The organism is Bacillus sp. MM09(2025) (assembly GCF_050496725.1).
In the GTDB taxonomy this organism is placed as follows: Bacteria; Bacillota; Bacilli; order Bacillales; family Bacillaceae; genus Bacillus; species Bacillus pumilus.
In genome coordinates this window covers 429,502-453,857 of sequence record NZ_JBNWEN010000004.1, presented here as the reverse complement: position 1 = coordinate 453,857, position 24,356 = coordinate 429,502, and the positions used below count along the sequence as shown (strand labels likewise).

The following is a 24,356-nucleotide window of genomic DNA, read 5'->3' as shown; positions in this document are numbered from 1 at the left end:
ACAATCTGAGGTGTGAAATCAAATGAAACTAACAGAAAAAGAAACTGAAATATTAGAGATTTTAGATGAAAACAGCCGTGCCGATTTAAATACAATTGCAAAAATGGCAGGCGTGACAACAGAAGAAGCAGAAGCGATTATTCAAAAACTTGAAGATCAAAAAGTCATTATTGATTACTCAACCATGATTGACTGGCGTAAAGTAGATGGTCACGAAGGCGTCACAGCAATGATTGATGTCAAAGTGACACCAAAAAGAGGCGTCGGATTTGATGAAATTGCTGAACGTATTTACCGCTTTCAGGAAGTAGAGTCTGTCTATCTCATGTCAGGTGTTTACGATCTATCTGTTGTGATCCGCGGAAGATCTATGTCTGATATTGCCCGCTTCGTGTCTGAAAAATTATCGACACTTGATTCCGTTGTTTCAACAACTACCCACTTTATTTTGAAGAGATATAAACATGATGGGAAAGTGTTTGAAACAGGAGACGATGACAAAAGAATCGTGGTGTCACCTTAAATGAAAAAGTCTTATTTATCTGAAACGGTACAAAGCATTCAGCCGTCAGGTATTCGGAAATTCTTTGATTTGGCAGCCACAATGGAAGGGGTCATTTCCCTTGGTGTCGGCGAGCCAGATTTCGTGACAGCTTGGAATGTCAGAGAAGCAAGTATTATGTCATTAGAACAAGGGCTTACCTCTTATACGGCGAATGCAGGGTTATTATCTTTGCGAAAAGAATTGAGCGGCTATTTATATAAGCGGTTTCACATTGACTACAGTCCTGAAGAAGAACTGATTATCACAGTTGGCGGAAGCCAGGCACTTGATTTGGCGTTTCGTGCGATTTTAAACAGCGGGGATGAAGTGATCATTCCAGAGCCTTGCTTCGTAGCATATGGGGCTCTCACGACACTTGCAGGCGGAGTGCCTGTTTATTTAAGTACATCGGCTGAAAAAGATTTCAAAGCAGACTCTGCGGATCTTCGCACGAAGCTGACGCCGAAGACAAAAGCTATTTTGCTTTGCTCGCCATCAAATCCAACTGGGTCTGTTTATTCAAAGGAAGAGCTTGAAGATATTGCTCAATTTGCGAAAGAGCATGACTTGCTCATTATTACGGATGAGATTTATGCAGAGCTGACGTACGATGAAGCTTTTACAAGCGTCGCGGCCATTCAAGATATGAAGGAAAGAACGATCCTCATTTCAGGCTTTTCTAAAGGGTTTGCTATGACAGGATGGCGCTTAGGATATGTGGCAGCACCACCTGTACTGCGCGATGCCATGCTGAAAATACACCAATATTCTATGATGTGTGCGCCCGCTATGGCACAATATGCAGCAGAAGAAGCGTTGAAAAATGGGCTTGAAGATGTAGAGAAAATGAAGAAAAGCTACAGAAGGCGGCGAAATTTGTTTGTTGGCTCTTTGAATGAGCTGGGGCTCGTATGTCACCAGCCAAACGGCGCATTTTACGCTTTCCCGTCCATTAAAAGCACCGGCATGACGTCAGAACAATTTGCTGAGGAGCTGCTACTAAGCGAAAAAGTAGCCGTAGTCCCTGGTAATGTTTTCGGACCGAGTGGTGAAGGTCATATTCGTTGTTCATATGCTTCGTCTCTTGACCATCTTCAGGAGTCGCTTTCAAGAATCCAGCGCTTTTTGCAAGAACGACAAGTGAAAGAAGAAGCACCTGCCATAATTAAATAAAAAAAGGCATCAATCCATTAGGACTGATGCCTCTCAAATTAGGGGGGAATACTAGAAAGCATTCTTGTTTTCAGGTATTCCCCCTTTTGAACTGATCTAAACCCAATTAAAAAATATTTTGCGTAAAAGAGCGTTCTGTGATATAGTTTTTAATTGCGTATAAACGAATATTAAAACATTTATTTAGGAGTTGTTATCATGGCGACAAAGTTTGAAGTAGGCAGTGTTTACACTGGTAAAGTAACAGGATTACAAGCGTATGGTGCGTTTGTTGCATTAGATGAAGAAACTCAAGGACTTGTGCATATTTCTGAAGTAACACATGGCTTTGTAAAAGACATCAACGAGCACCTTTCAATTGGTGACGAAGTACAAGTAAAAGTTCTTTCTGTTGATGAAAATGCAGGTAAAATCAGCCTTTCTATCCGTGCGACACAAGATGCACCAGAAAGAAAAGAAAGCAAACCAAAGAAACAAAGACCACAGCAAGCGAAAGAAGAAGCTGCTGCACCACAAGGTTTCAATACACTTAAAGATAAACTTGAAGAGTGGATTGAGCAATCTAACCGTAAAGACCTTATCAAGAAATAAAAAAAGCACCGCTTCAAACGGTGCCTTAGGCTGCCTCGTATAGGCGGCCTTTTTTATGTCTTTTTGTTTAGCGAACCTCTGGATTCGGCTCGTCACGGCGAACAGCTTCTTCGCTTGGCTTAAATAGCAGACCAAGGTTAACAAGACCTGCAATTCCAACAAGACCATAAATAATACGTGATAATGCAGAGCCTTGTCCGCCAAAGATCGCTGCTACTAAGTCAAATTGAAAAAAGCCGATTAGTCCCCAGTTAATAGCACCGATAATCGTGAGCACGAGGGCAATACGCTGAATAGCACTCATCGTGATTCCTCCTTTCGCTACAGCATCAATACATTTATATTTTGCAGATTTTTAGCCAAACTATGCGTAAGAAAATGGATTAAAGCAAATTACTTTACTTTTGGAATGATTGAGGCGCATAATGTAGCGCGAGGAGGAGATCACATGGATCGATTTACTTATTGGAACCCAACGAAATTAATCTTTGGAAAGGGAGAAGTTTCAGCCCTTTCAGATGAACTCAAACACTACGGAAAAAACGTATTGCTTGTATATGGTGGAGGCAGCATTAAACGAAATGGTCTTTATGACCAAGTTGTCAGCATTTTAAAAGAATCAGGAGCTACAATGACTGAGCTTGCTGGTGTTGAGCCAAACCCGCGCTTAACAACGGTCAGAAAAGGGGTTGAGCTTTGCAAAGAGAACCAAATTGACTTTATATTGGCAGTCGGCGGCGGCAGTGTCATTGATGCAACCAAAGCGATCGCAGCTGGTGCGAAATACGATGGAGATGCTTGGGATATTGTCACTCGTAAGCATGTCCCAATGGAAGCCATCCCATTTGGTACGGTATTAACACTTGCCGCTACAGGTTCTGAAATGAACTCTGGTTCTGTCATCACAAACTGGGAAACAAATGAGAAATACGGATGGGGCAGTCCAGCCGTCTTCCCTAAATTCTCTATTCTTGACCCAGTGAACACATTTACTGTGCCAAAAAACCACACGATTTATGGCATGGTTGACATGATGTCTCACGTGTTTGAACAATATTTCCATCACACGGAGAATACACCTTACCAAGATCGTATGTGTGAAGGACTTCTTCGTACTGTCATTGAAACAGCACCGAAGCTGATCAATGATTTGGAAAACTACGAGCTTCGTGAAACGATTTTATTCACAGGCACCATTGCACTTAATGGAATGCTTTCAATGGGCGCACGCGGTGACTGGGCATCTCATAATATTGAGCATGCGGTATCCGCTGTGTATGACATCCCGCATGCAGGCGGTCTTGCGATCTTGTTCCCGAACTGGATGAAGCATGTCATTCAAGAAAACCCAGGCCGCTTCAAGCAATTAGCAGTGCGTGTATTCGATGTTGACCCTGCTGGCAAAACAGACGAAGAAGTTGGCTTAGAAGGCATTGAAAAACTATCTGCTTTCTGGACAAGTCTAGGCGCACCAAACCGTTTAGCTGACTATGACATCAACGATGAGAAAATTGACTTGATTGCAGACCGTGCAATGGCACGTGGTGAATTTGGCCAATTTAAAAAGCTGAACAAAGAAGATGTTCTAGCTATTTTAAACGCTTCTTTATAATCGAACATGGAAAAGATAGCTGCTTTTAAGCAGTTATCTTTTTTGAGTTCTGCATGTACATATGTTACAGTAGTCTTTCATGTTTTTGGATATAAATGTTTTAAGGAGATGTAGAACAGATGGAAAACTTTATTTACTATAATCCAACGAAATTAATGTTTGGAAAAGGACAACTAGACGGACTTAAAAGCGAACTCGCTCGTTATGGAAAGCGAGTGCTTCTTGTATATGGTGGAGGCAGTATTAAGAAAAATGGTCTTTATGATAACGTGATCAGCGCTTTAAACGAAGCAGAGGCCGAAGTATTTGAACTGTCAGGTGTTGAACCAAACCCTCGCCTCACAACAGTGAAAAAGGGAATCGATATCTGCCAAAATGAGAACATTGATTTCTTATTAGCAGTTGGCGGGGGAAGTGTCATCGACTGTACAAAAGCCATTGCAGCTGGAGCAGAATATGCCGGGGATGTATGGGACATTATCTCAAAGAAAACAACCGCTCAAAAAGCATTGCCGTTTGGCACAGTGCTGACACTTGCGGCAACTGGTTCAGAAATGAATCCAGACTCTGTTATCACAAACTGGGAAACAAATGAAAAATATGTGTGGGGTAGTTCAGTCACTCATCCTGCTTTTTCAATTTTAGACCCTGAGCATACGTATTCTGTGCCAGAAAACCAGACGGTGTACGGCATGGTCGATATGATGAGCCACGTCTTCGAGCAATACTTCCATAATGTCAAAAACACGCCGCTACAGGATCGCATGTGTTTTGCTGTTCTTCAAACAGTCATTGAGACAGCACCAAAACTGCTCGAAGACTTACAAAGCTATGAGCACCGTGAAACGATCCTTTACGCAGGAACGATCGCTTTAAATGGTACGCTGCAAATGGGTTACTTTGGCGACTGGGCGTCCCATACGATTGAGCATGCAGTATCGGCTGTCTATGACATTCCGCATGCAGGCGGACTTGCGATCCTCTTCCCAAATTGGATGCGTCATACACTCGATCACAATGTGGATCGCTTTAAAAATCTTATGCTGAACATGTTTGACATCGAGACAGAAGGAAAGTCTGATCGTGATATCGCATTAGAAGGAATCGACAAGCTGTCAGCCTTCTGGACAAGCCTCGGTGCACCAAGCCGTTTAGCCGATTATGATATTGGTGAAGAACAACTGGACAAAATTGCTGACATCGCAGCAAAAGAAATGGAATATGGCGGCTTTGGTAACTTTATGAAACTTGGCCGTGATGACATTTTAGCGATTTTAAAAGCCTCTCTATAATTTGGATGGCCGCTTCTCTTCATGGGGAGTGGCTTTTTGCTGCACCAATGACGATTACTTGATTTCAATAGCTAGTTCCGCTAAAGTGAAAGGGATAGAACTAACGTAATGGAGGGCTTACAAGCGATGACACATATTCAATTTGACTACTCGAAAGCGTTACCTTTCTTTCAAGAACATGAGCTTACATATTTAAAAGATTTTGTGAAGGTGGCCCATCATAATATTCATGAACAAACGGGTACTGGCAGTGATTATTTAGGCTGGGTTGACTTGCCGAAGCAATATGATCGCGAAGAATTTGCCCGCATTAAAAAAAGTGCAGATAAAATTAAGTCAGACTCTGATGTCTTGCTTGTTGTCGGAATCGGCGGTTCGTATCTTGGCGCACGTGCGGCGATTGAATTTTTGAACCACTCTTTCTATAACACGCTGCCAAAAGGCAAACGCAAGACGCCGCAAATCATCTTTATTGGAAACAACATCAGTTCTTCTTATTTAACTGATGTGATGGATCTATTGGAAGATGCAGATTTTTCTATTAACGTCATTTCAAAATCTGGTACGACAACAGAGCCAGCGATTGCGTTCCGCATCTTTAAAAAGCTCCTTATTGAAAAATACGGTGCTGAAGAAGCGAAAAAACGTATTTATGCAACAACTGACAAGGCACGCGGTGCATTGAAAACATTAGCAACGGAAGAAGGCTACGAATCATTTATCATTCCTGATGATGTAGGTGGACGTTATTCAGTCTTAACAGCAGTGGGTCTATTGCCAATCGCTGTGAGCGGTGCAGACATTGATCAGATGATGGAAGGTGCGGCAAAAGCAAGCGAAGACTTCGCTTCATCTGAGCTTTCTGAGAATGCGGCATACCAATATGCTGTCGTCCGTAATGTCCTTTACAATAAAGGCAGAACGATTGAAATGCTCATTAACTATGAGCCAGGACTGCAATACTTTGCAGAATGGTGGAAACAATTATTCGGTGAAAGTGAAGGGAAAGATGAAAAAGGAATCTACCCTTCATCTGCGAACTTCTCAACAGATCTTCATTCACTTGGTCAATATGTCCAAGAAGGAAGAAGAGACTTGTTTGAAACCATCGTTAATGTAGACAAGCCTCGTCATGAGCTTGTCATTGAAGCAGAAGAACAAGACCTTGATGGCTTGAACTATCTAGCAGGAAAAACGGTTGATTTCGTTAATAAAAAAGCATTTGAAGGAACGATGCTTGCTCATACTGATGGAAAAGTACCGAACCTGATTGTGACAATTCCTGAAATGGATGCTTATACATTTGGATATCTCGTGTACTTCTTCGAGAAAGCATGTGCGATGTCTGGGTATTTACTAGGCGTCAATCCATTTGACCAGCCTGGAGTAGAAGCGTATAAAGTGAACATGTTTGCTTTATTAGGAAAACCGGGCTTCGAAGAGAAAAAGGCAGAACTTGAGAGCCGTCTAAAACAATCATAAGAATAAAAAGGCACATCTTTTCATAAGGTGTGCCTTTTTTTATGTTCTCATGGTGTCAGTGCAAGCCTCCCTAAGCTCTGTACATAGAATAATCAATGGAGGAGGTTGATGAAGCGATGAGAACAAATCATATTTATATCCATGACATTTCAGGACAGGCGATTGTTAACTTTGGGAATGTCGGACGAATTTGTCCAATGAGTGCTGTAAAGGACACATCTGGAGCGGGCAGTGCGAACGAGACAAATGCATCATCCAGCCAGACCTTATTTGATGCCGCATTTACAAACAATGTGCAAATCACGAAAGGCAAATGTATGAATTCCTCTCTTTAACGAACCCTATACAAAAAGGAGGGTTTCGTATGATTCATGTACCATCCAGGCTGCCTGGTGAAAGCTTTTCACTTTACCATTTAGAAGAGACGATGAAGCCGCTCGGTTATGTCATTAATGGTAACTGGGATTACGATCACGGATACTTTGATTATAAAATTGATAATCGTGATGGCTATACGTTTCTCAGAGTTCCATTTACAGCGCAAAAGGGCCAGCTGGATCAGCCAGGCGTTGTGGTGAAACTGGGAGATCCATTTCTCTTAAAGCATGTCTATCAAGATAAGTTAGATGATCATGCGATGGTTGGAAATGTGGGCGCATCCTTTAACCAATTCCAAGAACCAAAAGAGAAAGATGGAGATGTATCAAAAGCTTATACTGAGATTGGCTTTTCGCTCGTCAAGGAATTAGAAGACGCACTGCTTTAAAGGCTGATCAGTTCATCCTCTGGATGAAGCTCATAATCAAAGGGAGGATTCATCATGGGTCCTTCTTTTTTTTGTACACCGACAATGATTACATGATGCTCTAAAAAGTGATGGAGTGCTGTTAAGAATGTTTCTCCAGCTAACGAAGCTGGAACCGGTATGATGGTGACCTGTTTATGCAAGGTCATATGACGTTTTTTCTTTAACGCTTTGAACTGTTCTTTTAAAAGAAAATGCTCGACCATTAAATGATTGACTGCATCAGAGGTATGAATGACTTGATTGGCGCCAGCCCGCTCGGCATTTTTCACGTAACGATCTGTTAAAATTTCAATTAAACAGTATAGAGAAGGGTTTAATCCTTTTGCTGCAAGTAATGTTAAAACACTCTGCATATCAGCTGTCACTTCATTCTCGTGCTGATCTGCGGTAATCATCAGTGCATCTGCACCTGAAATATTGGCTTTGCGAAGTGTGCCATCATCGGTGCCATGCCCTTTAATAAAATGAACATTCTCTAGAAGCGGCCCTTCCTTCAAAGAATCATCAATCAGCACAATCGGCATAGCGGGATCAATCGTTTGAAACGATTGAAGCAGTTTGTTCGTTTTTTCATTCCAACCGATGATAATGAGATGTCCTTTTCCTTTAAACGCGACCTTCCCTTCTACATAATGGTGCTGTTTGCTGAACACAGCGGCAGCAAGTGTGGCAAAATAAGCCGTGACAAAGCTTGCCCCGATCAGAATCAGCGCCATACCTGCGATTTGTCCGGGCATGGTTTGCGGCACAAAATCACCATAGCCGACCGTCGCGACTGTAATGAGAGCCCACCAGATCCCATCAAAGATCGTATGATACTGCTTCGGTTCAAGCAAGACAATTAATTGTCCAAAAAAAAGAAGCAAGAAACAGATGATGACGGCAATTCGAAGATAGAGAGGCCACCTTAGCCAGGCGATAAAGATACGGTTTGATTTCATCGGACTCTTCCTTTCAGGAAACTGCTAATATCAGTATGCCCGATTAAGGAAACATTTTTTCATCATCGTCATGTAGATCCCATATCTTAAAATAAGAGAGAAGAAGGAGGGAATGCGAATGTCGTTCGTTCAAAAGACCGTACTTCTTTTTATCGGAGCTCACTTTTTATCATCAGCTATGATCTTACTTGTGTTTGACTTAAATGCGGTGAATCATTTTATGAATGATTTTTCATGGCTGCACTTTTTTCAAAATCTATACGGAACGGTGACCTTTTATACAGCATGCTTAGGTGTGTTCTTTTTTTTCATTGGTGTGGTGATCCCCCTTAAAAAGACCTAGTGCTTTTTTCTGTACACGTTACATAAAAGTCATTAAAATTGTAAATAAATATATAAAATAAAAAGGAAGCTGATGAGCATGCTGTTTTTTTATTTTTTAACTTTTGCCGCATTGGGATTATCATTTTGGGCACAATTTAAAGTAAAGAATAATTTTGAAAAATATTCAAAGGTTGAAGCATCCAGTATGAAAACAGGTGCGGAAACTGCTCGACATATTTTAGATCGCAACGGGTTATACGACGTGCCTGTTGAACCGGTAAGAGGAACTTTGACTGATCATTACGACCCGACGCAGCGTGTGGTTCGCTTATCTGAACCTGTGTACTATGGCCATTCCATTTCGGCCATTTCAGTCGCATCACACGAGGTTGGACATGCCTTGCAGCATCAGGAATCCTATGGTGCGCTTGTCTTGAGACATAAGATCTTTCCTGTCGTGAACTTTGCATCTGGTGTTGCCCCGCTTCTTTTCCTTGGTGGAATCTTACTTGGCAGCCTTAACTTAATCGGGCTTGGGATCATTTTGTTCTCAGCGGCTGTGTTCTTTCAGCTTGTGACATTGCCTGTCGAGTTTAATGCAAGTTCTCGTGCGAAAGATATCATTGTTTCAGAAGGAATCATTAGAAGCAGTGAAGAAAGAGGCGTGAACAAGGTGTTAAATGCTGCCGCTCTTACGTACGTCGCAGCGGCCCTTGTCTCCTTGTTTGAATTGCTCCGTTTTGTAATGATCTTCCTAAATGGCCGTAATGATTAATTGATGCCAGAGGAGGTGAGCCCTTACCGTTGTTAGGTAAGGGTTTTTTTTGTATATTTTAAACGTATTTTTAGTCATATTACTCATTGCTGCGACAGCATTTTTTGTTGTCACTGAATTTGCGATTGTGAAAATTAGAGGCTCTAAAATCAATCAGCTGATTGAAAGCGGTGATAAGAGAGCCATTCACGTACAAAAGCTCATATCAAATCTCGACGAATATTTATCCGCCTGTCAGCTCGGCATTACCATTACGGCTTTAGGCTTAGGGTGGCTGGGCGAGCCGACGGTGGAGCATTTTCTGCACCCACTATTTGAGGAGCTGGGGCTTCATTCCGCATTAACCGACATCCTATCGTTTATCATCGCATTTGTGATCATTACGTTTTTACATGTCGTTGTGGGAGAACTTGCGCCTAAAACGATTGCCATTCAAAAGGCAGAGGCGGTCAGCCTTGTGACAGCAAAGCCACTTATCTTTTTCTATAGAGTCATGTACCCGTTTATTAAAGCATTAAATGGGGCGGCACGAGGCATTGTGAAATTATTCGGTTTTCATTCTGTCAAAGAACATGAAGTGGCGATCAGTGAGGAAGAGTTGCGCCTTATATTATCTGAAAGCTATGAGAAAGGCGAGATTAACCAGTCTGAGTACAAATATGTGAATAAAATTTTTGAATTTGATAACCGAGTGGCGAGAGAGATCATGATCCCTCGTACAGAAATTTCAGCTATAGAGATTGAACAGACGCTTGAAGACGTGACGCATTATATGCTAAACGAAAGATACACACGCTACCCCGTCATTAAAGAAGATAAAGATCATGTGGTTGGTGTTATCAATAGCAAAGATGTGTTTAAAGCGAGTTTCCTGAATCAAGATGTGACGATTGAAGACTTAATGCGTCCGGTCATTCGGGTGATTGAAAGTACACCTGTTCAAGAATTGCTAATTTTGATGCAAAAGGAACGCATTCATATGTCAGTGCTCGTAGACGAATACGGAGGAACAGCCGGGCTTGTCACCGTAGAGGACATATTAGAGGAAATCGTGGGCGAAATTCGAGATGAATATGATCAGGACGAAACACCTCATATCGTCAAAAAAGGTGACTTCCACTATGTAATGGATGGAAAAGCCTTGATTGATGAAGTAAATGATTTATTGGATTTAGCGATAGAGAATGATGATGTTGATACAATTGCTGGCTGGATGATGACACATAAATTTGATATTGAGATTGGAGATACGATTAAAGCAGAAGGCTGTGAATTTACCATCATAGATGCGGAAGACCATCATATTCGGACCATTGAAATCAAAAAGGTCCACTTTTCTTAAAAACCTCGTAACGCTTGACGAGGTTTTTTTACTTGGTAAACTTTAGGTGAGGGAATGCCTTCCACCGATCAACAGTGATTGATTCCATATAAAAAGGGTATGGTTTTATAGAAATGACAAAAAGGAGCCGCTCATATGAAAAAAATCAATGTACAAACAAATAGACGCGATGAGATGATCGACGTGACGAATGAGGTCCATCAATATGTTAAGGAAACAGGTATTCAAAACGGAAGTGTCATCGTCTACTGTCCCCATACGACAGCAGGGATGACCATTAATGAAAATGCAGACCCAGATGTGAAACGAGATATGCTCCGGAGGCTTGACGAAGTCTTTCCGTGGGAACATCCGAAGGACCGCCATATGGAAGGAAATACAGCCGCTCATATGAAAGCGAGCTATATGGGTGCTTCGCAGCATGTTCTCATCCATCATGGTGATCTTGTCCTTGGCACATGGCAGGGAATTTATTTCTGTGAGTTTGACGGGCCGAGACATCGCCATTTTTATATACAGGTGTCATCAAACGAGTAAGAGATGGGGGAAATAAATGGGGGATTTCACGAAATTACTGCAAATCAAATATGGAATTATCCAAGCACCAATGGCAGGAGGTGCCGTGACACCGCAGCTGGCAGCCGCTGTTTCGCAATGCGGGGGACTTGGCAGTTTGGCAAGTGGATATGTGCAGCCTGACCGTTTGAGGCAGCAGATCAAACAGGTCAAACAGCTGACAACTCGCCAGTTCCAGGTCAATGTATTTGTACCAGAGCCGATTTCTGAAGTCAAAAAAGAGGATGTGGCATTTTGGGAGAAGAGACTGCCAGCAAGTCCAGCAGCTGATAGACTGCCGAGCGAAGAGGAATTGTGGCATGATTTCGAACAGAAAATCAACATTCTTCTGGAACAAGACGTACCGGTCGTTTCCTTTACCTTCTCTTGTCCAAATGAACAAACGATAGATCGTTTAAAACAAAAGGGGATCTTTTTAATCGGAACCGCCACTACAAAAGAGGAAGCACTGCTTTTAGAGAAAAAAGGAATGGATGCCATTGTTCTGCAAGGAAGTGAAGCAGGAGGTCACCGAGGTACCTTTTTACCTGCAAAAGGAGATGCCCTAGTGGGACTCTTTAGCCTGATCTCTGACGTCAAACTGCTCTGTCATGTGCCATTGATTGCCGCAGGCGGGATTACAGATCGAGCAGGTGTAGAAGCCGCACTAGCGCTTGGAGCGGATGCGGTGCAAATCGGCACACGATTTTTAGCCAGTCAGGAAAGTGCTGCGGCAGACGTATACAAAAAGGCGATTTTACAGGCAGAAAGCAGTGAAACAAAGATCACGAGGCTTTTCTCAGGGAAAAGAGCAAGAGGTATTGTGAATCAGTGGATGGAGGAAGAAAGACAGAATGAAGATAGTGTTCTTCCTTATCCGGTTCAGCATGTATGGACGACACCGATGCGAAAAGCAGCCGCTGCGGCGGGAAACTCTGATCAAATGGCTCTTTGGGCAGGACAGGGCGTTGGCCGTATTCACTCGATTTTAACGGTTGAGGAGATCATGCATGAACTGACGCACATATAAAATCATGTTGGGTGGTGTGAAAGGGTGGACATTTTAAAACATTCATACCGAAAAAAAGGTCAAATTGAATTTTGGTTTGATGAATTTCCGCATTCTCCTGCCGTCCTTACGCCCATTCGTCATTACTATTTTGTTCGTTATGTAAAATGGAGCTGGCATGATCCGCCAGTCACAAGAAAAGACTTAGAAAAAATGGAGATCCTTGCGAACACGATGCTTGGAACGCTGCAAGATTATCGAAATCGCAAGGCATACAAAAGCCCCTTGTCATAACCACTAGACAAGAGGCTTTTTTTAGCTGCCAAACATTTGCCTGAGATAAATCACATCCATCCGGGTGGTCTGCGGCAATAGATAAGCAGATTGAACAGCACCTGGCCGCCTTCTCTTATTTAATTTATCGATAATTTCGGCCGCTGTTAAAATCCCAAGTCCATGTCCGTAATATTGATCTTCTCCTAAGTAAATCACATTTTCCCCGCGCCACTGTGACTGCTGATAGCTAAACTCTGGATTCTCGAAATATAAGCAATCCCCATAGATAAAGTCATTCCCGCGCTCTGTATAAATCGACAATGTATCATAATGCCAGTCATACAGGGTTAAACTGCGAAGTCTTCGGTTAAACTTCGCGTCTCCTACCGTTTGCAAGACGCCCATATAAAACACGATGACAATGGCGGTGGCACATTCAAAGGCATATTGTGAGCCATTTTCAAAAATGTCTTTAATGCCTCTAGATGGTTCGACTTGATAGCGCAGCTCTAGTGCTCCTGCTTCAGATACGCGCCAAAAGGCGTCATTTGCACGAGACCTTTGAAAGATGGCAAATGAGGCACCACTTTTATGCAAATCTCTTGCAGCATTCATAATGTTCGATCTCAAAGTGACCTCAAATAACAAATCAGATGCTTGCCTGAAGCGGAATGTATCATTTGAGGCTTGTAACTGCATCAAAATGATCCGCTTTTGTCCTTCTAGCTGAAATGAAGCCAGCTGCTCATTGGTCACTGGCTGTCCTGAAAGGATAATCATATGAAAAGCGCCCCCTTTTGTATTAGCGTATGCAGGATGCTTGGGCAAGGAATCAATTTGTGGAAATAAACAAAAATGCATCCTTTTTATTTGAAAAACATGAAAATAATATGAAGATGTCCGATATATAACATATCGTTTAAAAGGAGGAAAAACATGAAAAATGCAATAAAATGGTTGAAAAAACCATCGATTTCTAAGAGACTGATTATTTCATTCACTCTCGTTCTTGTCTTGCCAATTATTACACTCAGTACGATTTCATATCAGATTGCCAAAGAAGAATTAGATCATGAAATTATGTACGGAGCAAATGCAAGAGTCAATGAATTGAATGACATGATCGAGCAAAAGCTTTTGAATAAGGAAAATGCAGTCAAACTGTTTACCGAAACATCCAGTGCTGCAGATTTTAAAAAGAAAAACCAGGACGAACTGTATGAGCATTTTGAAATATACAGCAAAATCAATGAAGATGATGTGGTTGGGTTTTATGCAGCTAGTAAAAAACGTGACTTTATTCAGTTCCCTAAAGTAGACATGCCAAAAGGCTATGATCCAACGACTCGTGACTGGTATAAAGCAGCAATGCAGGATGAAAAAGGTGAACCTGTGGTCACCAATCCATATATCTCTGCCACAACAAATGGAATGGTTGTCACAATCGCTCAGCGTCTGAAGGACGGATCGGGAGCTATTGGGATTGATATTGATGTACAGGATATTGTCGATAAAATCAAAGACATTAAAATTGGACGAGAAGGATATCCAATTATTGCAAATAGAAATAAGCAAATTGTAGCTCATCCAGAAGAAAAATCAGGCTCTGCAGTTACAGAGAACATTTCATCAATCCTTTACAGCGGCAAAGAAGGAACATCAACTTATGAGAATAAAGGAGAACAAAAACGCCTCGTTTTTGTGACAAATGATTTAACAGGTTGGAAAATTGCTGGAACGATGTTTGTATCAGAAACAGAAGAAGCAGCACAGCCAGTTTGGAATTCTGCCATTATTCTTTTAATTTCTTCTTTTATCCTTGGCGGTATTGCGATCTTCTTTATCGTTCGCTCCATCACAATTGGACTTCGAAAGCTTGTTGATTTCTCAGAAAAGGTGAGCGAGGGTGATTTAACCGAAACCCTTGAAACCAAATCGAAGGATGAAATTGGAGATCTCACAAGAAGCTTTAGCAAGATGAGTGAATCTTTACGTGAAGTTATTCGAGCGGTTCAGCAGTCTGTCGACAATGTGGCATCCGCTTCCGAGGAGCTGACGGCAAGTGCCAGCCAAACAAGTCAAGCAACCGAGCATATCACAATGTCGATTGAACAATTTTCAAATGGAAATGAAGCACAAAACGAGAAAGTCGAATCTAGTACGAATCAGCTTGTGACAATGAATGAAGGATTACAAGGCATGTCACAAACGTCATCAGAAGTGGCTTCTGTCTCACTTCAATCGACAGAGGCAGCTGGTCAAGGCGGCCGAATTGTTGAAAGCGCAGCGAGCCAAATGAAACATATTGATACATCTGTACAAGAGGCAGAACAAGTCATGAAGCAATTAGAATATAAGTCTAAAGATATTACGAGCATTTTAAATGTCATTAACGGCATTGCAGATCAAACGAATCTTCTTGCGTTAAATGCAGCCATCGAAGCAGCTAGAGCAGGCGAATCAGGACGCGGCTTCTCTGTCGTGGCAGAAGAAGTGAGAAAACTAGCTGTTCAATCGGCAGACTCAGCGAAAGAAATAGAAAAGCTCATTCAAGAAATTGTGTTAGAAATTGCTAAATCTCAAGATATGTTCAAAACGGTCAATCGAGAAGTACATGCAGGACTTGGTATGACAGAAGAAGCAAAAGAAAGCTTCCAGAACATTTATGAGGCGGCAGAAGGAATGTCGAAAAAACTGACGCAATTAAACGATACAGCCATTGATCTATCGAGCGGTTCGAAGCTGGTTTCACAAGCTATGCAGGAGATGCGCCAAGTCTCTAGAGAAAGTGCGGCAAACATTCAAGATATTGCGGCTTCTGCTGAAGAGCAGCTGGCCTCTATGGAAGAAATATCATCTTCTTCAGTGACACTTGCAAACATGGCAGAGGAACTAAAAGAGCTCACAAGTCAATTCAAAATTGATTAAAAAACGATGAAAAAATACCCAAAATTGTCTGGGTATTTTTTTTATGTTTAAACAGCATGTCTAGCCTGTAAAATTAAACCTTTCATCCGATAATAACTTTAGAGAAGTAAAGGGGGAAAGAGAAAATGGGGAAAATGATCCAATGGTTAAAAAAACCATCCATTTCAAAAAAATTAATTATGGCTTTTTTGGTAGTCCTTATCCTACCAACCACTGCACTGACAATTAGTGCGTTTTTTACATCAAAGACAGAGTTAGACAAACAGATTATGGGCAGTGCAATGAGTCAAGTCAATGCATTTGATACTTTAATCAATGAGAATATAGGAAATAAAGCAGATGCTGTGGCTCTGTTTACAGACTCACTCAAAGCGTCTAATCTTCAAGAAAAAAATAGAAATACGACCATTAAAGAATTGCAGCAATTTGGAAAAATTAATGAAAAAGATGTTTCTGCTATCTATGCAGGCTCCGAAAAGGGACTGTTTATGCAATATCCTGTTCAAAAGATGCCTGATGGCTACGATCCGAGAGAGCGTCCATGGTATCAAGAAGCACTCAATGCAGAAAACGGCAAACAAGTCATCACAAAACCATATGTAGCAGCCTCCACAGGCAAAATGGTTATCACGATTACTCAAAAAATGAAAGATGGTTCAGGTGTTATTGGACTTGATATGGAAATTGACACCTTGATTCAAAAGTTAAAAGAAATCAAAATTGGGCAAAAAGGCTATGCTTTCATCATGGAGAAAGATAAAACAGTGTTAGCAGATCCGACCCAAAAGTCAGGAAGTCAGGTCAATGAGAATCTGGCAAATATTATTTTTAAAAACAAAGAAGGAAGCGGCAGTTACACACTCAAAGGAATAGATAAAAAGGTTGCGTATGTGACCAATGAATTAACCGGCTGGAAAATCGGTGGAACGATGCTCGTATCAGAAGTAGAAGATGCAGCAAAGCCCGTTTTCAATACAGCCCTTATTGTGTTCAGTGTGACACTTATCGTAGCAGGTACCCTCATCTTCTTTATCGTCCGCTCTATATCGAAAAGATTATCCAACCTTGCCCGCTTCTCGAAAAAAGTCAGCGAAGGTGATTTGCGAGATAAGCTTCAGATCCAATCAGATGACGAAATTGGTCAAGTTGGAAAAGGCTTTAATACAATGATAGACTCATTAAGAACCCTAATTGGTGCCGTACAAACCTCAGTTGAAAATGTCGCTTCTTCCTCAGAAGAACTGACAGCCAGCGCAGGGCAAACAAGTAAAGCAACAGAGCATATTACACTAGCCATTGAACAATTCTCAAATGGAAATGAAAGTCAAAATGAAAAAGTCGAATCTAGCTCAGACGAGTTAGAGGAAATGAACCGTGGCCTTCAGCACATGAATGAGTCGGCTGAATCCATTACTGCTTCATCGATCAAATCAACAGATATCGCAGGGGAAGGCGGACAGCTTGTCGAAAAAACCGCTTCTCAAATGAATGTCATTGATCAGTCCGTGAAAAAAGCAGAGAATGTCATCAGCGCTCTTGAAAGTAAATCAAAAGACATTACACAAATTTTAGGTGTCATCAATGGTATCGCCGACCAAACAAATCTACTTGCGCTAAATGCAGCGATTGAGGCAGCAAGAGCTGGGGAATCTGGCAGAGGCTTCTCCGTTGTAGCAGAAGAAGTAAGAAAACTGGCTGTTCAATCAGCCAATTCGGCGAAAGAAATCGAGAATTTGATTAAAGAAATCGTTCAAGACATCGATGTATCACAGGAAGTATTCACTGCAGTGAATCGAGAAGTTCAATCAGGCTTAAGCTTCACTGAACAAACAAGAGTCAGCTTCCACAATATTTTCGAAATGACAAAAGAAATTTCTGACCAGCTTCAAACCATGAATCAAACAGTTGTCCAGCTTTCAAATGGCTCTGCACATGTGTCAGAGGCTGTCCGTGAGATTGCAGACGTCTCACGTGAAAGCTCCGCAAACATTCAAGACATTGCGGCTTCAGCGGAAGAACAGCTCGCATCTATGGAAGAAATCAGCTCCTCCTCTGCTACGCTTTCATCAATGGCAGAAGAATTGCGTGATTTGATCAGCAAATTTAAAGTCGAATAGACAAAATGAAAAGAGCCCTTCAGCTAAAGGGCTCTTTTTCAATTGAATAAATCAAAAGAAATAGGTAAATTTACTCATTTTAATTAGATTTCGAACATTATCCCTTGAAAAATAATCCGTATTACCTAAGAATAGAAGGGAAAGACCACAAATCATAATTCAAAAGGAGTAGAGTCATGAAAAAAATCAACTTTTTTAAGCATTTTACAATGTCCAAGAAATTAATTACTGCATTCTTAGCGATTCTCCTAGTGCCAATTCTTGTATTGGCAGCATTTTCTTATGAAGTGGCATCAAAGTCTCTCAATGATGAGATTATGTCTAGTGCTGCAAATGGTGTTCAGCAATTAAACGAACTCATTAATAAAGATGTACAGCCTAAAATTGATATCGTTTCTTATTTATCCAAATCGGTGAAAAAGAGTGAATTGACTTCTAAAAACAAGGATTTGCTTAAGGTGAAATTAGAGCAATTATCGGAAACAGACGAAGATGTTGTGGAAGTATTCATTGCAGATCAAAATGGTAAACTAACCGAATATTCCGAGATTCATAAAGAGAGTGGAGCGAGCGCAAAAAACGAACCATGGTTTCAACAATCGATGGGAGATAAGAAGCTCATCATTTCAGATCCTTTTGTCGGCAAGTCATCAGATGACCTGCTCATCACAATATCAGAACAGTTAGCAGATGGATCTGGTGTAATTGGGATCAACATGCGCTTGAACACGATCATAAAAGATACAAACAGCATCAAAATTGGTAAAGAGGGCTATGCGTTTGTCGCGACTCCAGATCAGCATTATATTGCCCATAAAACAGACAAGCCTGGGGAGAAATTGACAGGTGATTTCATCACGAAATTGTATGATAAAAAACAAGGCAACTTTAAATATGAATACAATGGACAGCCGAAGCAAATGTTTTTTGACACAAATGAAGCAACAGGCTGGAAGCTTGCTGGAACAATGTATGTTGGCGAAATTCAAGAAGCTGCACAGCCAGTTCTCGACTTAACAATGATCATACTGGCAGTTGCGATTGCCATAGGCGGAATCGCGATTTATTTTATTATTAAATCGATCCGAAAGCCACTGATAGCGCTCTCTGAATCGGCTGAAAAAATCAGTCAGGGTGATCTGACACAGCATATTGAAGTTCGTACGCACGATGAAATCGGCAAGCTTGCGCATAGCTTTAACGAGATGTCATCAAAGCTGAAACAAGTCATTCAAGCTGTTCAAAATTCCATTGAAAATGTGGCCGCCTCCTCTGAAGAGTTAACAGCTAGTGCGGGACAGACCGCTCAAGCGACTGAGCATATCACATCTTCTATTGAACAGTTCTCAAACAGCAATGAACATCAAAATGATATGATCGAAAAAAGCTCAGTCCAGTTGAATGAAATGGATCGCAGCTTATCCCATATGGTCGATACGACCTCTCATATGATGGAATCGTCGATTGATTCGAGCAAAACGGCTCAGGCCGGTGGAGAACTTGTTCAAAAAACAGCAGGGCAAATGCAAACCATCGAGCATGCAGTGAAAGAAGCAGAGCTTGTGATTCAAGGATTAGAGCAGAAATCAAAAGATATTACGAACATTCTGGGTGTCATTAACGGCATTGCTGACCAGACGAATCTCCTAGCTTTAAATGCTGCGATAGAAGCCGCTCGGGCAGGAGAAGCAGGCAGAGGTTTCTCTGTTGTTGCAGAAGAAGTTCGTAAGCTGGCAGAGCAATCAGGAAGCTCTTCAAAGGAAATTGAAAGCTTGACGAACGAGATTGTAGAGGAAATTGAAAAATCCCAGAACATGTTTAAACAAGTAGCAAGTGAAGTACAATCTGGATTAAATATTACAGATGAAACGAAAGTCAGCTTTGAGAAAATTACCGATAAAACATTAGAAATGACAGAACAAATGAAACAAATGAACGGAACAGCCAAAGAACTTTCGCATGGCTCAAATGATATTTCACATGCGGTGAATCAAATCAAAGAGCTTTCACGAGAAAGCTCTGCAGGCTTCCAAGATATCGCAGCATCCGCAGAAGAACAGCTGGCATCTATGGAAGAGATCAGCTCATCCTCTGCTACGTTATCTCAGATGGCAGAAGAGCTAAGAGAGCTCATTAAACAATTTAAAATATAAGAGTATAGGGAAACACCTGACGTTTTGGCGTCAGGTGTTTTTCCATTCAATACATATAATTTGGGTAATTTGGTCTTATTTAGACTTTAATAAGTTAAAAAAGTTAACAACCTAGTAGTACTTCCGATATATATACTATCTTACTAAAAGGAGTTTTCTTTTTTATGAAATTCATACAGTATTTCAGGAAGCCATCTATTTCAAAAAAGCTCGTATTCTCTTTCTTATTTATTCTCTTATGCCCAATCATTGTGTTAGCATTCTTTTCATATCATACGGCCAGCACTTCCTTAAATGATCAAATCATGCAAAGTGCAAAGGAGAACGTCGAGCAGCTAGATAAAAATATTACGAAGGTTGTAAAAGTGAAAACAGACGCAGCTGATTTCTTTAGCAAATGGATCACGGAGAAAAAGCTTAAGCAAAAAGACACGACAGATATTCAAGGACGCTTTGAGCAGTTCATGAGTATGAATGATGACACAGAAGGCATTTTTGTCGCTTCAAGTGATGGCAAAGTGTTTTCGAGATATCCTAACAAAAAAATGCCTGCTGATTATGTCGCAACGGAGCGGGATTGGTATAAAGACGGCTGGGAGAAAAACGGAGAGCTGTCTGTTTCAGCACCGTATCCAACAGCTTCCACAGGTACGCTTGTGGTCACCATCTCTAAAAAGTTAGAGGACGGATCAGGAGTCATTGCAATGAACTTAGACATTGCGAATCTAGTAAAAGAATCAAATAGCATAAACATTGGGAAACAAGGCTATGCCTTTATCGGAAGTCCGGATCGTACCTTTGTTGCCCATCCTACGAAAAAAGCTGGAACAAAATTATCTGGTGAATGGCTAGAAAAGCTTTATTCACAAGATGAAGGTTCTATGAGTTATATGTTTGAAGGAAAAGAAAAGCAAATGGAATTCACCACAAACAAAGCGACGGGCTGGAAAATTGTCGGTACGATGTTTGTGACGGAAGTCGAAGAAGCTGCACAGCCAGTCTTTAACATGGCCGCTATCATTTTAGCTGGTGCGCTTATCATTGGTGGGATACTGATCTTCTTAATCATCCGTTCTATTACAAAACCACTTTCTATCCTTGTTTCTTCTTCAAAGAAAATCAGTGAGGGAGATTTAACAGAAAAAATTGATGTCCGGTCAAAAGATGAAATTGGACAGCTAGGCACAAGCTTTAATGAAATGAGTGAATCATTAAGAGATGTCATTCAAGCAGTACAAACATCTGTAGAAAACGTGGCTTCTTCATCTGAAGAACTGACGGCAAGCGCAGGCCAAACAACAAAAGCAACTGAACATATTACATCATCTATTGAAACATTCTCAAACGGCAACGAAAATCAAAGCGAAATGGTGGAGCAAAGTGCGGCTCATTTAAAACAAATGAATGAGGGACTGAACGAAGTCGCAGAAACATCTGATGTCATCACAGCGTCATCTATTCAATCAAGAACAGCCGCGGAATCAGGCGGACAGCTTGTGGAGCAAACCGTTGGCCAAATGAAGACGATCGACCATTCAGTGAAAGAAGCTGAAGGGGTGATCAATGGACTAGAGCATAAATCAAAAGACATCACAAACATCCTAGGCGTGATTAACGGCATTGCGGATCAAACGAATTTACTTGCACTCAATGCAGCCATTGAAGCAGCACGTGCAGGTGAGTCAGGCAGAGGCTTCTCTGTTGTTGCAGAGGAAGTGCGTAAACTTGCAGTTCAATCATCAGATTCAGCAAAAGAGATTGAAAAGCTTGTGAAAGAAATCGTAACTGAAATCGAAACATCTCAAAATATGTTCAAATCAGTAAATGAAGAAGTGAAGAATGGTCTTTCCATTACAGATCAAACGAAAGAAAGCTTCTCACAAATTAATCAGCAAACAGCCGGAATCGCTATAAGAATTAATGAAATGAATACAACAGTACGCGAGCTTTCAAAAGGATCTGAGCAAATTTCTAAAGCAGTGAATGAAATTGCAGATGTATCACGGGAGAGTTCAGCAAGCATCCAAGATATCGCTGCATCTGCTGAAGAGCAGCTTGCTTCTATGGAAGAGATTAGTTCTTCTTCTACGACTCTTTCCCAAATGGCGGAAGAATTACGTGATTTAATTAAAAAATTCAAGATCAGTGAATAAGGTCAAGTGGTTCTCCTCAAGGGGAACCGCTTTTCTTTTTAAGCGGTCATCTCGTACAATAGAGGAAATCGAAAGAATAGGAGAGATGATATGCGTTTATCAAATAAGAAGGTCATTGCGTTTGTCAGTGATGATTTTGAAGATTTAGAGTTATGGTATCCGGTTCTGCGTTTAAGAGAAGAAGGGGCAACTGTGCACCTTGTAGGAGAAAAAGCAAATCATGAGTACACTGGGAAGTATGGTGTGCCGGCTGTATCTGATGCAGATTTTTATTCCATTCAAGCGGATGAATATGATGCTGTGCTTGTCCCTGGAGGGTGGGCGCCAGATAAACTGCGCCGTTTTCCAGAAGTGTTAAATATCGTACGTTCATTTGATGAAAAGGCAAAACCAATCGGGCAAATTTGCCACGCTGGATGGGTATTGATTTCAGCAGGAATCCTGCAAGGAAAAAAAGTGACAAGTACACCTGGTATTAAAGATGATATGACAAATGCTGGAGCAGACTGGTTTGATGAAGCAGTCGTCACAGATGGTCACCTCGTCTCGAGCAGACGTCCACCGGATCTTCCTCCCTATGTGAAAGCATTTGCGGATGTATTAGCGGCAACATAAACTATGAATCCAAAATAAAAAAAGGGCGAATTTGCACCTCATGTTCGCCCTTTGTTCATCATTTCATGCCCCATTTATTTTACCTATCGGCAGGAAACCTCACGCCCATTTGTTTTCTCGCCTCGTCCATAACGGACATAGTTTGAACAGATAAGGCAAATGTATTGACCGGAGACTGACTCATTCCTTGCTGAATACACTCAATAAAATGACAGATTTCATAATACATGGCTGGCTGATCATCTTTGAGAGAGATGTCGGTTTGGTGTCCTTGCCGATCATGGATCGTGATATGTGAAGGACGGTGGAATTGATCAATCACCATCGTCGCATCCTCTCCTTGAATTTCCGCAGATAAATGAGACGTTGAAATTTTAGAATGAAAAAGGAGTGCTTGATGTCCGTCATATTGCATAAGGACAGAGCCGCTTCCATCTACACCAGAAGAAAGCTTATAGCCTCTCGCGGTGATTTGATTCGGCAGACCAAATAAATAGATCGCCGGGGAGACGAGATACACACCAATATCCATTAAAGAACCATTGGATAATTCAGGCTTAAAAGCATTTGGAATCTCGCCATTTCGGTAGGCATCGTATCTTGAGGAATATTTACAGTAATGAGCGACCACTTGCCGAATGGGTCCAAGCTGATCAAGATGCTGTTTGATTTGAAGGAAGTTGGGCAGAAATGTCGTTTTCATCGCTTCCATTAAACAAACTTGATGTTTTTTCGCTGTAGCAATCATTTCTTCTACTTCTTTTCGGTGAGAGGCAAATGGTTTTTCGCATAATACGTGCTTTTGGTGCTCCATCATCAACATGGCCTGCTCTTTATGAAGGGCATTTGGACTCGCAATATACACGGCATCAAACGCATCACTTTCTGCCATTTGATGTAAGTTCGTAAAAACTGTATCAATACCGTATTTTTCGGCAAATGCCTGGCCTTTTTCAGCGGATCGTGAATAGACGGCTGTACATGTAAAATCAGCTATTCCTTCACCGGCCTGTAAGAATCGATCTGTAATCCAGTTCGTTCCGATGACAGCAAATCGAATCATGTCGTTCCCTCCTTCTGCTTTTCTCTGATTATACATCCTTTGAAAGCGTTTGTAAGAAAGAACATTCTTTTTATTGAAAAGCGGATGAAACCTTTATATAGGCTGATGCGTCTTACATAAAGGATATAAATGTACGAGAAGTGGGTAGTTTCTTCCTTCATTCGGGTAATACTCTGATAGAAGGGAGAGGAGGAAATGACCATGAAGCGCGTCCTGCATATAGGAAGTACATACGTCTTTGCGCTTTTATTCATAGCAGCCGGTATTTTTCATGTGGTAGAGCCGAGCGGCTTTGCCCGTATGATGCCAGGCTGGCCATATCCATATGTAATGGTCTATGCGACGGCATGCCTAGAATGGCTGCTGGCTGTCTTGCTGCTTTTGCCAAATGTCAGGATCGCAGCAGCAAAAATCATTGCTGTCTATCTTGTCCTCATTTTCCCTGCAAACTTATTTGCTGCACGTGAGGGAATTCCATTTCCAGGTCAAGAAAGCACAGAGCAGTCTTTGCTATGGATAAGACTGATAGGACAGCCCATTCTGATTGTATGGGTGATGTCCATTGCGAAATGGGAAAAAAAGCTGAAACAATGACCACTATAT

Annotated in this window: 24 protein-coding genes and 4 pseudogenes; 24 read left to right on the top strand and 4 right to left on the bottom strand. The window is 41.4% G+C overall.

From position 1 onward, the window contains the following. The first annotated feature begins 22 nt into the window (after positions 1 to 22). From ACQYAC_RS08725 to yugI, 3 genes are all read left to right on the top strand, one after another. Positions 23 to 523 carry an Lrp/AsnC family transcriptional regulator gene (locus tag ACQYAC_RS08725; protein ID WP_003213765.1) on the top strand — a complete coding sequence of 167 codons (501 nt, stop codon included), beginning with the start codon at positions 23 to 25 and terminating at the stop codon, positions 521 to 523. Then, complete coding sequence (locus tag ACQYAC_RS08720) at positions 524 to 1,717, top strand: aminotransferase (protein ID WP_429943119.1); 1,194 nt, start codon at positions 524 to 526, stop codon at positions 1,715 to 1,717. It begins immediately after the preceding gene. Positions 1,718 to 1,915: 198 nt separating this feature from the next. Beyond that, positions 1,916 to 2,308, top strand: coding sequence for a S1 domain-containing post-transcriptional regulator GSP13 (yugI, locus tag ACQYAC_RS08715; RefSeq protein WP_024719717.1), 393 nt, complete (start codon positions 1,916 to 1,918; stop codon positions 2,306 to 2,308). Positions 2,309 to 2,375: 67 nt separating this feature from the next. Here the strand turns inward: yugI and ACQYAC_RS08710 are convergent, their stop codons facing one another. After that, a complete protein-coding gene (locus ACQYAC_RS08710) occupies positions 2,376 to 2,612 on the bottom strand; it encodes a DUF378 domain-containing protein (RefSeq protein WP_003212952.1) in 237 nt (78 codons plus the stop codon). A 144-nt stretch (positions 2,613 to 2,756) separates the two neighbouring features. Between ACQYAC_RS08710 and ACQYAC_RS08705 the strand changes: the two genes are divergently transcribed. The 5 genes from ACQYAC_RS08705 to ACQYAC_RS08685 all read left to right on the top strand — a co-directional run bounded on the left by ACQYAC_RS08705 (position 2,757) and on the right by ACQYAC_RS08685 (position 7,460). Then, entirely contained in the window at positions 2,757 to 3,920 is a 1,164-nt protein-coding gene (locus ACQYAC_RS08705; protein ID WP_058013815.1) for an iron-containing alcohol dehydrogenase, read from the top strand. A gap of 119 nt (positions 3,921 to 4,039) precedes the next feature. Continuing rightward, positions 4,040 to 5,212, top strand: coding sequence for an iron-containing alcohol dehydrogenase (locus ACQYAC_RS08700; protein WP_429943118.1), 1,173 nt, complete (start codon positions 4,040 to 4,042; stop codon positions 5,210 to 5,212). A gap of 126 nt (positions 5,213 to 5,338) precedes the next feature. Further along, positions 5,339 to 6,694, top strand: a complete 1,356-nt coding sequence (locus ACQYAC_RS08695; protein WP_012011080.1) for a glucose-6-phosphate isomerase — start codon at positions 5,339 to 5,341, stop codon at positions 6,692 to 6,694. Positions 6,695 to 6,810: 116 nt separating this feature from the next. Next, complete coding sequence (locus tag ACQYAC_RS08690; protein ID WP_058013817.1) at positions 6,811 to 7,029, top strand: spore germination protein; 219 nt, start codon at positions 6,811 to 6,813, stop codon at positions 7,027 to 7,029. Positions 7,030 to 7,058: 29 nt separating this feature from the next. Next, on the top strand, positions 7,059 to 7,460 hold the full coding sequence (locus ACQYAC_RS08685; RefSeq protein WP_429943117.1) for a YugN-like family protein: 402 nt from the start codon (positions 7,059 to 7,061) through the stop codon (positions 7,458 to 7,460). Here ACQYAC_RS08685 and ACQYAC_RS08680 read toward each other — a convergent pair. Continuing rightward, positions 7,457 to 8,443, bottom strand: a complete 987-nt coding sequence (locus ACQYAC_RS08680; RefSeq protein ID WP_323639210.1) for a potassium channel family protein — start codon at positions 8,441 to 8,443, stop codon at positions 7,457 to 7,459. The genes ACQYAC_RS08685 and ACQYAC_RS08680 overlap by 4 nt on opposite strands. 118 nt (positions 8,444 to 8,561) lie before the next feature. Between ACQYAC_RS08680 and ACQYAC_RS08675 the strand changes: the two genes are divergently transcribed. The 6 genes from ACQYAC_RS08675 (at position 8,562) to ACQYAC_RS08650 (ending at position 12,742) form a co-directional block, all read left to right on the top strand. Beyond that, complete coding sequence (locus ACQYAC_RS08675; protein ID WP_003213467.1) at positions 8,562 to 8,786, top strand: hypothetical protein; 225 nt, start codon at positions 8,562 to 8,564, stop codon at positions 8,784 to 8,786. An 81-nt stretch (positions 8,787 to 8,867) separates the two neighbouring features. Next, entirely contained in the window at positions 8,868 to 9,542 is a 675-nt protein-coding gene (locus tag ACQYAC_RS08670; protein WP_041816317.1) for a zinc metallopeptidase, read from the top strand. 49 nt (positions 9,543 to 9,591) lie between these two features. Next, entirely contained in the window at positions 9,592 to 10,884 is a 1,293-nt protein-coding gene (locus tag ACQYAC_RS08665) for a hemolysin family protein (protein WP_429943116.1), read from the top strand. 135 nt (positions 10,885 to 11,019) lie between these two features. Beyond that, positions 11,020 to 11,421, top strand: coding sequence for a secondary thiamine-phosphate synthase enzyme YjbQ (locus tag ACQYAC_RS08660; protein WP_058013821.1), 402 nt, complete (start codon positions 11,020 to 11,022; stop codon positions 11,419 to 11,421). Positions 11,422 to 11,437: 16 nt separating this feature from the next. Then, entirely contained in the window at positions 11,438 to 12,469 is a 1,032-nt protein-coding gene (locus ACQYAC_RS08655; protein ID WP_429943115.1) for a nitronate monooxygenase, read from the top strand. Positions 12,470 to 12,493: 24 nt separating this feature from the next. Continuing rightward, the gene (locus ACQYAC_RS08650) at positions 12,494 to 12,742 is read left to right on the top strand and encodes a hypothetical protein (protein ID WP_058013823.1); all 249 of its coding nucleotides are present in this window, start codon (positions 12,494 to 12,496) and stop codon (positions 12,740 to 12,742) included. Positions 12,743 to 12,763: 21 nt separating this feature from the next. On the opposite strand, the gene ACQYAC_RS08645 is transcribed toward ACQYAC_RS08650, so the two are convergent. Next, on the bottom strand, positions 12,764 to 13,504 hold the full coding sequence (locus ACQYAC_RS08645) for a protein-glutamine gamma-glutamyltransferase (protein ID WP_429943114.1): 741 nt from the start codon (positions 13,502 to 13,504) through the stop codon (positions 12,764 to 12,766). Between the two features lie 156 nt (positions 13,505 to 13,660). Here ACQYAC_RS08645 and ACQYAC_RS08640 point away from each other — a divergent pair. The 9 genes and pseudogenes from ACQYAC_RS08640 to ACQYAC_RS08600 form a co-directional block, all read left to right on the top strand. Further along, positions 13,661 to 14,710, top strand: a pseudogene (locus ACQYAC_RS08640) (cache domain-containing protein); the annotation flags it as partial. Beyond that, positions 14,702 to 15,652, top strand: coding sequence for a methyl-accepting chemotaxis protein (locus ACQYAC_RS08635; protein ID WP_429943946.1), 951 nt, complete (start codon positions 14,702 to 14,704; stop codon positions 15,650 to 15,652). The pseudogene ACQYAC_RS08640 and the gene ACQYAC_RS08635, both read left to right, overlap by 9 nt. Positions 15,653 to 15,777: 125 nt before the next feature. After that, positions 15,778 to 16,824 (top strand): annotated as a pseudogene (locus ACQYAC_RS08630) (HAMP domain-containing protein); the annotation flags it as partial. Next, positions 16,819 to 17,769, top strand: coding sequence for a methyl-accepting chemotaxis protein (locus ACQYAC_RS08625; protein ID WP_370339308.1), 951 nt, complete (start codon positions 16,819 to 16,821; stop codon positions 17,767 to 17,769). The pseudogene ACQYAC_RS08630 and the gene ACQYAC_RS08625, both read left to right, overlap by 6 nt. 176 nt (positions 17,770 to 17,945) lie before the next feature. After that, positions 17,946 to 18,983 (top strand): annotated as a pseudogene (locus tag ACQYAC_RS08620) (HAMP domain-containing protein); the annotation flags it as partial. Then, the gene (locus tag ACQYAC_RS08615; RefSeq protein ID WP_429943945.1) at positions 18,975 to 19,922 is read left to right on the top strand and encodes a methyl-accepting chemotaxis protein; all 948 of its coding nucleotides are present in this window, start codon (positions 18,975 to 18,977) and stop codon (positions 19,920 to 19,922) included. The pseudogene ACQYAC_RS08620 and the gene ACQYAC_RS08615, both read left to right, overlap by 9 nt. A 164-nt stretch (positions 19,923 to 20,086) precedes the next feature. After that, positions 20,087 to 21,130: pseudogene (locus ACQYAC_RS08610) on the top strand (HAMP domain-containing protein); the annotation flags it as partial. Beyond that, entirely contained in the window at positions 21,122 to 22,075 is a 954-nt protein-coding gene (locus ACQYAC_RS08605) for a methyl-accepting chemotaxis protein (protein WP_429943944.1), read from the top strand. The pseudogene ACQYAC_RS08610 and the gene ACQYAC_RS08605, both read left to right, overlap by 9 nt. A 90-nt stretch (positions 22,076 to 22,165) precedes the next feature. Next, on the top strand, positions 22,166 to 22,690 hold the full coding sequence (locus tag ACQYAC_RS08600) for a type 1 glutamine amidotransferase domain-containing protein (RefSeq protein ID WP_169055594.1): 525 nt from the start codon (positions 22,166 to 22,168) through the stop codon (positions 22,688 to 22,690). A 79-nt stretch (positions 22,691 to 22,769) separates the two neighbouring features. On the opposite strand, the gene ACQYAC_RS08595 is transcribed toward ACQYAC_RS08600, so the two are convergent. Next, positions 22,770 to 23,753, bottom strand: coding sequence for a Gfo/Idh/MocA family protein (locus ACQYAC_RS08595; RefSeq protein WP_429943113.1), 984 nt, complete (start codon positions 23,751 to 23,753; stop codon positions 22,770 to 22,772). Positions 23,754 to 23,954: 201 nt separating this feature from the next. Here ACQYAC_RS08595 and ACQYAC_RS08590 point away from each other — a divergent pair, with 201 nt between their 5' ends. Beyond that, positions 23,955 to 24,347, top strand: a complete 393-nt coding sequence (locus ACQYAC_RS08590; RefSeq protein WP_429943112.1) for a DoxX family protein — start codon at positions 23,955 to 23,957, stop codon at positions 24,345 to 24,347. Positions 24,348 to 24,356 lie beyond the last annotated feature (9 nt).

Bases quoted from the DNA above. Each gene is read 5' to 3' on its own strand.
- ACQYAC_RS08725 (WP_003213765.1), top strand. From the start codon at position 23: ATGAAACTAACAGAAAAAGAAACTGAAATATTAGAGATTTTAGATGAA.
- ACQYAC_RS08720 (WP_429943119.1), top strand. From the start codon at position 524: ATGAAAAAGTCTTATTTATCTGAAACGGTACAAAGCATTCAGCCGTCA.
- yugI (WP_024719717.1), top strand. From the start codon at position 1,916: ATGGCGACAAAGTTTGAAGTAGGCAGTGTTTACACTGGTAAAGTAACA.
- ACQYAC_RS08710 (WP_003212952.1), bottom strand. From the start codon at position 2,612: ATGAGTGCTATTCAGCGTATTGCCCTCGTGCTCACGATTATCGGTGCT.
- ACQYAC_RS08705 (WP_058013815.1), top strand. From the start codon at position 2,757: ATGGATCGATTTACTTATTGGAACCCAACGAAATTAATCTTTGGAAAG.
- ACQYAC_RS08700 (WP_429943118.1), top strand. From the start codon at position 4,040: ATGGAAAACTTTATTTACTATAATCCAACGAAATTAATGTTTGGAAAA.
- ACQYAC_RS08695 (WP_012011080.1), top strand. From the start codon at position 5,339: ATGACACATATTCAATTTGACTACTCGAAAGCGTTACCTTTCTTTCAA.
- ACQYAC_RS08690 (WP_058013817.1), top strand. From the start codon at position 6,811: ATGAGAACAAATCATATTTATATCCATGACATTTCAGGACAGGCGATT.
- ACQYAC_RS08685 (WP_429943117.1), top strand. From the start codon at position 7,059: ATGATTCATGTACCATCCAGGCTGCCTGGTGAAAGCTTTTCACTTTAC.
- ACQYAC_RS08680 (WP_323639210.1), bottom strand. From the start codon at position 8,443: ATGAAATCAAACCGTATCTTTATCGCCTGGCTAAGGTGGCCTCTCTAT.
- ACQYAC_RS08675 (WP_003213467.1), top strand. From the start codon at position 8,562: ATGTCGTTCGTTCAAAAGACCGTACTTCTTTTTATCGGAGCTCACTTT.
- ACQYAC_RS08660 (WP_058013821.1), top strand. From the start codon at position 11,020: ATGAAAAAAATCAATGTACAAACAAATAGACGCGATGAGATGATCGAC.
- ACQYAC_RS08655 (WP_429943115.1), top strand. From the start codon at position 11,438: ATGGGGGATTTCACGAAATTACTGCAAATCAAATATGGAATTATCCAA.
- ACQYAC_RS08645 (WP_429943114.1), bottom strand. From the start codon at position 13,504: ATGATTATCCTTTCAGGACAGCCAGTGACCAATGAGCAGCTGGCTTCA.
- ACQYAC_RS08635 (WP_429943946.1), top strand. From the start codon at position 14,702: ATGAGTGAATCTTTACGTGAAGTTATTCGAGCGGTTCAGCAGTCTGTC.
- ACQYAC_RS08625 (WP_370339308.1), top strand. From the start codon at position 16,819: ATGATAGACTCATTAAGAACCCTAATTGGTGCCGTACAAACCTCAGTT.
- ACQYAC_RS08615 (WP_429943945.1), top strand. From the start codon at position 18,975: ATGTCATCAAAGCTGAAACAAGTCATTCAAGCTGTTCAAAATTCCATT.
- ACQYAC_RS08605 (WP_429943944.1), top strand. From the start codon at position 21,122: ATGAGTGAATCATTAAGAGATGTCATTCAAGCAGTACAAACATCTGTA.
- ACQYAC_RS08600 (WP_169055594.1), top strand. From the start codon at position 22,166: ATGCGTTTATCAAATAAGAAGGTCATTGCGTTTGTCAGTGATGATTTT.
- ACQYAC_RS08595 (WP_429943113.1), bottom strand. From the start codon at position 23,753: ATGATTCGATTTGCTGTCATCGGAACGAACTGGATTACAGATCGATTC.
- ACQYAC_RS08590 (WP_429943112.1), top strand. From the start codon at position 23,955: ATGAAGCGCGTCCTGCATATAGGAAGTACATACGTCTTTGCGCTTTTA.